This window comes from Moorena sp. SIO4G3 (assembly GCF_010692305.1).
GTDB classification, from domain to species: domain Bacteria; phylum Cyanobacteriota; class Cyanobacteriia; order Cyanobacteriales; family Coleofasciculaceae; genus Moorena; species Moorena producens_A.
The window spans coordinates 1-10476 of the sequence record NZ_JAAHIG010000311.1 but is presented as its reverse complement, the minus strand read 5'-3'; the positions used below and the strand labels follow the sequence as shown (position 1 = coordinate 10476).

At 44.2% G+C, this 10476-nt stretch carries 9 protein-coding genes; 3 read left to right on the top strand and 6 right to left on the bottom strand.

The annotated features are described in order from the left end of the window. Positions 1–270 precede the first annotated feature (270 nt). Positions 271–690 carry a DUF29 family protein gene (locus tag F6J99_RS34295; RefSeq protein WP_293119831.1) on the top strand — a complete coding sequence of 140 codons (420 nt, stop codon included), beginning with the start codon at positions 271–273 and terminating at the stop codon, positions 688–690. 91 nt (positions 691–781) lie between these two features. Continuing rightward, entirely contained in the window at positions 782–925 is a 144-nt protein-coding gene (locus F6J99_RS34290) for a hypothetical protein (protein WP_293119829.1), read from the top strand. Here F6J99_RS34290 and sbcC read toward each other — a convergent pair. Beyond that, complete coding sequence (gene sbcC, locus F6J99_RS34285) at positions 904–3924, bottom strand: exonuclease subunit SbcC (protein WP_293119827.1); 3021 nt, start codon at positions 3922–3924, stop codon at positions 904–906. The genes F6J99_RS34290 and sbcC overlap by 22 nt on opposite strands. Before the next feature lie 505 nt (positions 3925–4429). On the opposite strand from sbcC, the gene F6J99_RS34280 reads away from it, so the two are divergent. Beyond that, positions 4430–5029 (top strand): hypothetical protein, encoded by a 600-nt coding sequence (locus F6J99_RS34280; protein WP_293119825.1) that lies wholly within the window; start codon positions 4430–4432, stop codon positions 5027–5029. Between the two features lie 126 nt (positions 5030–5155). On the opposite strand, the gene F6J99_RS34275 is transcribed toward F6J99_RS34280, so the two are convergent. The 5 genes from F6J99_RS34275 to F6J99_RS34255 form a co-directional block, all read right to left on the bottom strand. Next, positions 5156–6883, bottom strand: a complete 1728-nt coding sequence (locus F6J99_RS34275; protein ID WP_293119823.1) for a DUF3685 domain-containing protein — start codon at positions 6881–6883, stop codon at positions 5156–5158. A gap of 282 nt (positions 6884–7165) precedes the next feature. Beyond that, the gene (locus tag F6J99_RS34270) at positions 7166–7744 is read right to left on the bottom strand and encodes a hypothetical protein (RefSeq protein WP_293119821.1); all 579 of its coding nucleotides are present in this window, start codon (positions 7742–7744) and stop codon (positions 7166–7168) included. Positions 7745–8199: 455 nt separating this feature from the next. Continuing rightward, positions 8200–8328, bottom strand: a complete 129-nt coding sequence (locus tag F6J99_RS34265; protein ID WP_293119819.1) for a hypothetical protein — start codon at positions 8326–8328, stop codon at positions 8200–8202. Between the two features lie 122 nt (positions 8329–8450). Next, a complete protein-coding gene (gene fabD, locus F6J99_RS34260; RefSeq protein WP_293119817.1) occupies positions 8451–9347 on the bottom strand; it encodes an ACP S-malonyltransferase in 897 nt (298 codons plus the stop codon). 527 nt (positions 9348–9874) lie between these two features. Then, the gene (locus tag F6J99_RS34255) at positions 9875–10387 is read right to left on the bottom strand and encodes an RNA-guided endonuclease TnpB family protein (RefSeq protein WP_365974847.1); all 513 of its coding nucleotides are present in this window, start codon (positions 10385–10387) and stop codon (positions 9875–9877) included. Positions 10388–10476 lie beyond the last annotated feature (89 nt).

Sequence of the window (10476 nt, the reverse complement as noted above, 5' to 3'; positions counted from 1 at the left end):
AAAGAAGAGAAATGGCGTAGGGTGCGTTAGGGAGGGGCTAGCCCTGATTTTCCAAATCTTTCCCAGTGTTGAGACAGCCCGTCCCGTAACGCACCACCGGATCAAACCGTAAAAATGAGATGCACCCGTAGGGAACAGCGGATCTGGGAACAGGGAACAGGGAAGATACAAGAGGGAAGATACAAGAGGGAAAAAATCCTGTGTACCTAATTAGGGTATAAACCGCTATAGTCGCGATGGATCAATTGAAAAGCGGAGGAAGAATAGCCAATGGAAGAATTAATCACTCTAAAGGAGTTACTCTACGAAGGCAAAATCCCTGAAGCCCTGGAACTGATTGAAGAATTGGAGGAGATCAGCAAATCGGATAAACTGAATAAACTATTTAGCTATGGAATTATTCTGCTGTTACATCTAATTAAAAAAGCTGCTGAAAAACGGACGACTAAATCTTGGGAAGTATCAATCCGTAATTTTGTTAAACAAATTCAACGAACTAATAAGCGCCACAAAGCTAAAGGAACTTATCTAACTGAAGAGGAATTATTAGAAACTTTAGAAGATGCTTATGAATCCGCACTAGACCGCGCTTCATTAGAAGCATTTGAAGGAAGTTATGAAGCTGAAGAAATTGCTAAAATGGTGGAGCGCGAGGAAATCATAAAAACAGCAATGGATTTGATTTTGTAGGGCTATCAGCTTAAGCGCTACGCGCACGCCTGCGCGTTCAGCCGTCAGCCGTCAGCTATCAGCTATCAGCTATCAGCTATAATTGTAGGAATTGTTATCATTATTGACTCCCTATTCCCTACTCCCTATTCCCTATTCCCTGTTCCCAGATCCGCTGTTCCCTACTCCCTACTCCCTACTCCCTACTCCCTTTGCTACAAATATTAGCATTGATTACATCGATAAACTTAACTGAGAGCCAAGGGATGTCTTAGATACTTCAATCCTGGTCTGAAAGGCTTCTTTAAACTGAGGCATATGAGTCACGGTTAGAATACAAGCAAAATCGGATGCGATCGCATTAATTGCTGCAATCAATCGCTCACACCCCTCGGCATCTTGGGTGCCAAACCCCTCATCCACAATCAACATTTGTAAGGATGTGCCTGAGCGTTGGGCCAACAGTTGTGCTAATGCCAGACGAATGGCAAAATTAATCCGAAATGCTTCACCACCGGAATAGGTTTCATAAGGTCGAGTACCACTGGCATCAGCAATTAAAATATCTAAGGTATCAATCAGCTTGGTTTTTTTCTTAGAAGACCGACTCCCGGCCTTTTGGGTAACAATTTGGATGTGTAACTGATTCCCAGTCAGTCTAGCCAAAATTTGATTGCTTTGGGCTTCTAGTTGAGGCAAAATATTCTCTATCATTAGAGCCTGGATGCCATTTTTGCCAAATGCGATCGCTAATTCCTGATGCACCCGATATTGCCGCTGGAGTTGTTGCAGCTTTTCGAGTTGATGTTGATACTGACTTTGTAGGGATTCCAGTTGCTGCAACCGTTGTTGGAGACGCCCCTGCTGGGATAGTTGTTTATCCATTTCCCGTCGGCGCTGCTTCATCCCCTGTTCTAAGGCTTGGATGTCCCTAGTGACATCAGGACTTTGTTCCATTTGCTTGACAATGTCCTCAATTTGTGTATTAACCTCCTTGAGATTACAGCGTCTGCTCTGGAGGCTTTGAGTTAGGCTTGCCAAGCGTTGACCGACTTGGGGATTTTGCTCTTGGGCGGTTTGTAACTCCTGATAACGCAGTTGCCAAGATTGGGCTTGACGCAAGGAGGCTCTAACCTGATTATGAGCATCCAAGTTATAGCCAATCTCAGCAATGTATCGATCTAGCTGATCCAATTGCTGCTTCAACGGGGAATTGGTTTGTAACTGATGCACTGAGGCTTGAAGAGTATCCAGCTTTCCTTGCAGCTGTGGTTTCTGGGCATCAATTTTTTGCTGACGCCGTCTTGCTTCTTCTAGCTTAGCCGAGTGGATTTCAGCCCAGCGCCAGCGGTCAACTTCCCCCCGTGCTAGAGCATGGGTTTGTTCATCGTAGTTGAGCTGTTGGACTCGGAGGTCGAGTTGCCTGAGTTCTTCGTGTAACTCTACCCCATAAGCACGAATAGTAAGGGATTGTTCCAGTTCTTTCTTTTCCTCAGATACTTCATAGAGTCGGTCATAAACTTCGTCGGTAGCTTCTAGTTGTGCTGCTAGTTGTCCCCGTTGTTCGAGCAACTGTTCATAAGGAGAGAGTTGTTGGGAAATTTGGGAGTATTCATGGCGCAACACCTGAAGTTCTCGTTCACAAACGGTTAGCTGCTCTCGTACTACCCAGAATTGATCTTGAACATCCTTGTGCTCAGCAGTGGTTTTCTGAATCACCCGGTCAGAATGGGCTGCATCTAGAGGCTGCTCGCATAAGGGACAAACTGCGTTCTGAACTTGCAGAAACTGGATTTTTTGGGTCAGTTCCCCCAGTAATTTTTGATAGCGACGTTGGTTTTCTTGGAGGCGTTCTCGAAAGCCTCGACGTTCTAGTCCTTTGTCCTGTAACCGAGACAGGTAGACCCGCTTTTTCTCTAATTCTCCAAGTTCAGCTTCTAACTGAAGTGCCGCTTGTCTCAGCTGAGGTGTTGTTGCTACTTGCTGGGATAAATGTTTTTCAGAAGAAACCAGTTCTTCTAATTTGGCACTGAGTCTGGCTTGAACCCGGTCAAGTTCGCTTTGGATAGACCCACAACGTTGCAACAAGGGAGAGACTTCGAGTTGTAAATTATCTAGCTGCTTGAGCCGTTCACGAGCTTGGTTAAGTTTTGCCAGGGCTGTAGCAACTTCCCCTGAACGGGAAAGGGTATCTTGAATCTCTTGCTCTTGAGTACCCAAGGCTTCTAGTTGAGCTTGGATATCACGAATTTGCAGATTATGTTGATTAATGTCTTGATTAAGCTGCTGTTGGAGTTGTTGTCGTTGCTGTTGCGCTTTCTGATAAGTCTGTAATTTGGCGGCAAGACTTTCTTCAAGTTCTTGTAGCTGGAGGTATTCGGCATAACCAGCAGTAATTTGTTGGTCTTGAGAGAGTAGTTTAGAGAGTTGTTCTTGTTGGGCAACAGCAGTAGCAATGTCTTGTTGTATGCGATCGCAATCTTGAGTAAGATTACGATATTGTGTCCTCACAAAGTTCAGCTGTTGTTCCCAGCTATTGCGCTGATGTCCAATGGCTTGTAGTTTTTTGAGTTGTTGCGCGTCTTGGTCTTGGTCTTGTTGCAGCTGGTGTAAAGCAGTTTCCAGGGTAGCTGTTTCCTTTGCGATCGCATCCCGTTCTCCCAGTTGTTCTTTAATACCCTGCAAACTTTGCTCTAGCTGTTCTACTTGACCTTTCAACTGCTTTGACAAATCCTTGGCCTGGTCTGCCAATTTTTCGTACTGGTCTAGTTTGAGCAAATCTGCCAGAATTTGTTTCCGTTCACTGGGACGCCTGACCATAAACTCATCGGCTCGACCTTGACGCAGGTAAGATGAGTTGATAAAGGTATCGTAATCTAGCTTCAGATTCGCTATTATTAATAATTGAGTTGCTCGTACTCCTTTCTGGCTTAAAGACTTAAAACCATTTGGTGTTTCCACTTGAAACTCTAGGGAACTCCCCTGTTTTCGGTGGCGAGTCCGAATAATTCGATGGGTTTGTTGATTATTTTGAAAAATAAAGTCTACTCGGACTTCCTTCGCCCCAGTATGGATGACATCGTTTTCCGAAGCAACACGGCTTTGTCCCCAAATTGCCCAGGTAATGGCTTCTAGCAAGGACGATTTCCCGGCTCCATTCTGACCACAAATACAGGCAGTGTGAAGACCGCGAAAGTCTAGAGTTGCGTCGCGGTAGCTGAGGAAGTTTTTTAGAGTTAGTTGGATAGGAATCATCTAGGATCCACAAACCTCACACCGTTAATACTTTCCAAATCAGTATAAACACACACTTTGCATAGTGTAGCGACGTATATATCAGTTTTGTAGGTCTTGAACGCTCATTTTTACAAAAGTTAATAAATAGTTAGTAAGCAAAAATTCTTAGCTAGACCATCAGTGGTCAGCTCTCAGCTATCAGCTAATGGGCTATGGGCATAAACTGTTCGGTGTAGCGTGGCCATTCCCGTAGCGTGGCCTTTGGCTGAGAGCTCAGAGCTGATATAGCACTACACATTAAGGTGTTTGACATTATTGATAAAAGCAGCAAAAGCTGTTGTAGTCAACTTTTGCCTCTTGCCTCTTGCCTCTTGCCTTACGCGTAGCGCTATAGCTGAACGCGCACGCCCATATGCTTACCCCATTGCGGTTTTGGAACCATGTTCCATGGGGAACTCGATCAGGCGTACTATAAATCTAAGTAGGATTAATCTAATCGGACACCGAAACTAGGGTAAACATTATGTCAAAAGCTACGGTGCAATATACAACCAAGGATTTAAAGGAACTCGGCTTCATCGTTGAAGTCCCCGGCAGAACCGACAATGCCAAAAACAGAGCCAAAGCCCTCGAAGAGATCCAAAGGCGGATGGAAGACTCAGAAGACACTACCGTCAATGAGGATAGCTTTGCCGATGGCTTGAGTGCTGACGATTTGATTTTAGTTGAGCCACTAGCTACCGGTAGTACAGATGGTGAAGAAGCAGAGATTATTCAGTCAGTAAAAGCGATCGCATCTTTAGCAAGTTTAAGGGTAAATTTAGAACAAGCTTACCAACAAGCCGTGGAATTACGGCCAGTGATCGAAGCCTTATTTTCCCCAGACCCCCTGACACCGGAACATATGAAACTGGCAACGGATAGAAATTTTGCCAAAACCTTAACAAAATTTGCTGAAGCTAAAGCCGCTCACGATCAGTATTTGCCCATTGCCAAAGAAGCTTGGGAAATATTAGAACCCGCTTTGCCACCATCTCAGCATCAAGCTAATCCTCTAGGCTCGGATGTAGTAGAGCATACTGAGAGTAATGGCAAAAAGGGTGTGACTGTGAATGAGTCATAAAACCTATGCCTAAAGGCAGGGGCTTCTAAAATTGTTTTCTAAAATTGTTTAGGTGGGGAGGGTTGAATCAGTCCCAATGCTGGATGTCATGGTATTTTTTTACTTTCCCCTCTTCCCTGTCTTCCCCTACTTCCCACGTCCAGGATTTTTACCAAACCTGGCCTCTTGGACGCTGTTACCAATGCCCTGAATTACACCACGAACTACTAGACCAATACTTCTACCAAAGACTTGGGTTAAGACATACACCACACCATTACCAATCCAAGTAACAGCCGCTTGCAGACGGGGAGAAAGAGCATCCCGTAGCTCATAGGCTAACGTCACAGCTAGCTGAAAACCTCGTAGCCGTTCTAATTCTCGACGTCGGGGAGCATAGATACTGGTTTGTTTAATGCCAGTGTCAGTTAGGATAAATAAATCATATCGACTCTCGAAAATTGCTTGTGGCTCACCAAATAATTTATCTTGGCGATATCGCCAGGAGAGATTATTGCGAAATCGGGCAATTTCCCGAGATGACATCAGATTTTTATGATAAAAATTTCCCTTAATACTTTCTACATCTGCCAATTGATTTAATAACGGTTGAATCACCCCATTACCGATTTGGATAATTAAATTGTCCAGGATAAATTCTGACCGTTGAATTGCTTCGGGGGTGTGGGCAGGATAGGAGACATTATCAATTATTAATGAGCTGTCAAATAGCCGATGAGCTAATAAATCAATGACTAGAGGAATTTTATCAAGAATTTCCTTTTTTACGATGGGATAGTTACCCAGCAAAATAGTGACAACTTCTAGTTGAGTATTGTCCGTGTACAAGGTATAATACTTACCGAAGAAATCTGTGACTGATGCTTCCCACAGATCTTTCAGAATCAGCTGTTGCTTCTGAGGTAACTGTTCCAGTTTTACTTCAGACAAGCGCAAATCTTCAATCAGCGTTTCAAAGGTTTGGAAGACTAAACCAAGTAACTCTGCTCTTTTCTCTACTTGGAGAATGTCAAGTTCTAGGGGAACACCAGAGAGGTTGGATAAACCAGATTGAAGTTTTACCATTGTCCGCTCAACTCTCCGCTCAACTAGTGCTCCGTTAGGGCTAAGCTGGGATTGAGCCCTTGGCGCAACAGTCAGTGACGTTTCCGGTTTAGGCATTGGCACTAAGGCATTGTCCCGTGACGGTTCCACCAGAATGATGCTAGCCGGTAATAGCTGATCTGCCAGCCAACGGGCTACCAATAGTTCTCGACGGCGTCCAGTCCAAAACAGCCAATCCCAATTGGAAAGACGAGGATTTTGCAGCTGACTATTGACCTGGCCTAAAGCGGCTTCAAATTGTTGGAATCCTGAGTTACGCCACTGTTGATACCAGGGAGCAAAACCTGCACCTTTATAAGATACAGTAGGTAAGCTAGACAGTGTCTGCCAATAGGATTGACCCTCAATAATTTGACCAATGGCTTCAACAATGGTAGCGATCGCGACTCCTTTGGGGCAATACCCATTGACACCCAATGCTTGAGCTACTGCTAGCACAGTGGGTTTAGATTCCCTGGTCAGTAGTAAAATTGGCAAGTTAGGGTACTCCCGCCGTAATCCCTGACACAGTGGCAATCCTGATAAGGTTACCTCTTGATTTGAATTCGGGTGAGCCAAAGCTAGTTCCAAAATTGCCACATCCACGGAGTTAGTCCCCTCTAGTGCCGCTAATCTTGATCGGGCTTCTGTGCCAGTATCAGCCTCAGCTACAACTAGCAGATCCTGGAAGGCTTGCAAGGCAGTCCTTAGACCCAATCGGAATACTGGGTCATCATCAATCAGAAGGATATGAGTTATGCGATCGCTCATATGGAGATAGCCTATAGGAAATGGCTCATGGCTAAAGCCTGTAAACCAATTAACACTATTAACAATTAGCCATTTAGGCTAGCATAACATTACCTTTTGTGGCTTGGGGGCTGAGGAACCGACCCGCTGGAGCAGGAATCCAGGAAAATTGTTAACTCTTCATTGTTCATTGTTAATCGTTAATCGTTAATTTAAAATTATTAATTCTCAATTAACGATTAACGAAATTTGATTATAACTGTTGAGATTAAATCAGTTTAACGTCCAATTCTTGGTCTTTGCTTAGGCTTGTGATTGAGCTAGCTGCTCCTGTGATTGGGCTAGCTGTTCCTGTGATTGGGCTAGCTGCTCCTGTAGCTGTTCGTGTGATTGAGCTAGCTGCTCCTGTGATTGGTCTAGCTGTTCCTGTGATTGGCCTAGCTGTTCCTGTGATTGGCCTAGCTGTTCCTGTGATTGAGCTTGTGGTTGTGGTTGTAGTTGTTCCTGTGATTGGGCTTGTACCTGTGTTTTATCTGGTTTCGGTGCCTTGGGTTTTTTCTCAAATACTTGAATACCTGGTTGCTCTACCCGAAACCCTTTGTTAATTTTTGCTCCCAGTTTGCCAGTAATAACAGCAACCCACATGGAATACATCTCATTCGCAGTCGTGATTTTTTTCCAAACTTTGGGTTTGACCTTAATCGTAAACATCGTGCCATCACAATCAACATTAAATTCCTGCCAGCCGTTTTTAACAGTTTTTGCTGTAGGCAATTCATTAATTTTGATGATGAGTTCCATTTTGCCAGGAATTATTCCAGTTTTTGTTTTTTTTATTTGACTGATTTCATCAGCTTTGTGAATACTCATTATTTCAAGCATATGCAACTCCTTTGGTAATAAAAATGATTGGCTTTATTCATAGTGTTAAGACAATAAATAGAGCAAATAAATCAGCTATAAAAATGCTTATTTAGCTAACCTTTTCCCCTAACAAAACCTGTTGGATCAAAGTCTTAGACGGGTCAGATGTAAGTCAGCACAAGTCAGTTTGCTAGGCATAAGGAAACAGTGGTTGATTTTTTGTCTAAAGACCACCAATCCAGAGACCTTTTCGAGCCATCGAATGTCAACTGACTTACCTATTTACTCTGTGATTTTGCATTTTCTCATATTTTTCCGATTTCAAAAGCGACTCAATCAAGAATGTTAGGTAAGTTTGAGAAACTAAAAAAAACCTAATGGTTCTGGATTTAAGCGATATGCAGCGGTATTCCCATCTGATTCGTGAAATGCCTATAGGTGCGCTTGACCTTGGCGAATTAAATTCGCCAAGGTCAAGCGCACCTCTGGATATGATCTTGATAAGATAAGTATTTTTGCTTATTAATTTTGGAATCTTTGTTAGGTGCCCTTAATAAAAATCGCTCCCATCTCCCCATCTCCCCATTTCCCCATCTCCCCAAACTTGCCACACTTGTGATCTCTACACCCTGATAACGATTGGGGGAATTCCATCAAAGCGGCGCTTCAAAGAGGATTGCGCCGCCATCCAAGACATGAATTAGGTCGAGCTTAGGGCTTCGAGTTAGCTGACTACTAAGCATTGCTGCAGATCAGCAATGCTATTAACGTTTTCTAAAATTAACTCCGGACACATCCGTTTAATTAAGCCAGTCAGCACCTTACCTGGTCCAACTTCCACCACTTTCTCAATCCCTTCCACTGGTAGCCTCAGAGAAATTTCTCGCCATCGCACTGAACCAGTAATTTGAGACTGGAGTTGATGTTTTAAGGTAACTGCCTCGACCGTGGGTACAGGATTCACATTCGATAATACTGGTACCTGGGCATCAGCAAAGGGGACAGACAGCAAGAGTTCCTGGAACTGAGCTGCTGCTTGAGCCATTAAGGGAGAATGAAAGGCACCGGACACTTTTAGAGGAATAGCCCGTTTGACTTTAATCTGACTCAGAAAATCCTGAACTGCTGTTGGTTTACCTGAAATTACCACTTGAGCAGGACTGTTATCATTAGCAATAACAACATCCTGTATCTGCTGGATTTTTTCTTCAAGTTCTGGGCGTTTGAAGCCAATCAGAGCAACCATCATGCCATCAGAAGCACTATCCATCAATTTAGCCCGATGTTGGACTAAGCGTAGCCCTGCCTCAAAGTTAAATACCCTGGCAGTGTAGAGGGCAACATATTCTCCCAAACTGTGACCGGCTACTAGATTGGGTCGTTCCCCTTGTTCCATGAGCAGATCAGCCAGGATACTCTCAACTACGTATAAGGCAGGTTGAGTGTAGAGGGTTTGAGATAACTGATCGGACTCCCCTTGACAAATATCTAGAACAGACCAGCCTAAAATTTCCTCAGCTTGCTTAAACTTAACCTTTGCAGAGGGCAACTCTAATAAGTCAACTCCCATACCTGGTGCCTGGGAACCTTGCCCGGGAAACACCCATGCAGTCTTTATCATTTATTTATTATTTATTGGTCGTCAAGAATCAATTATCTGCTATTGCTGTACGATTTGGTGGTCTTATGGATTTGAATTATCTCAGGTGCCCTGATTGCTGAGTGCTGATACCGAGTTGCATTCAAAGATAGTAGATTGCTTGGATAGGGAGATAGGGAGATAGGGAGATGGGGAGATGGGGAGATGCGGGGAAGAGAAAGTTGTACGTTTGACCGCAACTTGGTATGAGTGCTGAGTGCTGAGTGTTGATCCGGTTTACCCTGATTTATCTGGTGCTTATTGCTACCGATGGAGAGCAATACTTTGGTAAACGGTGGCAACATCTGGGTCATTGGAAGCATGGGCAATAAATTCTTGGAGGAGAATATCCGTAGAATAAGGCGGCTGGTAAACTGAGCACAACACTTACCCTAAATCAGGATACTACAGTAGCTCGGTATAAACCGGACACCAACTACGAGTAGTACACCACCGACTTGACACTCCCCGGTCATTAGACGCGGGGATTCTTCATTCAGCGAGCCAGCTTACTGAACCTGGTCGGAACCAAGAACAATAGAGGCCGATTCTCCTGAAGCGTTCGGGTCAATGACCAAAGTTCCGGTGTGCCCCACCGTACCCAAGGCTCGATTTAGTATATTGATTGCAGCGTTGTGGTCTCGATCTAGCTTGCAGCCACACTTACAGACGTGAGTCCTTGTCGATAGTGACTTCTTGACCACCTCGCCGCATTCAGAGCAGTTTTGGCTTGTATAGGCAGGATTCACTGCAACAGTGACTCTTCCAAACTTTTGGCCAAAATGTTCTAACCATTTTCTAAATTGATACCAACCTGCATCATTTATAGACTTAGCGAGACAGTGATTTTTTACTAAGTTTTTAACCCTTAAATCTTCATAGGCGACCAGGTCGTTAGACCGGATTACGCAACGTGCCAGTCTTTTGGCATGTTCTTCACGCTGCCTACTTATTTTAAGGTGCTGTCTGCCTAATCTATTGATGGCTTTGTTACGGTCGATGCCCGGTATTATCCGGGGCACCTCCGCTCCAGAACCGTGCGTGAAAGTTTCCCCTCACACGGCTCCTGGGTAAACTCGGTCTTTGACCGGCCTTTTGGCTTGCTCCAGTG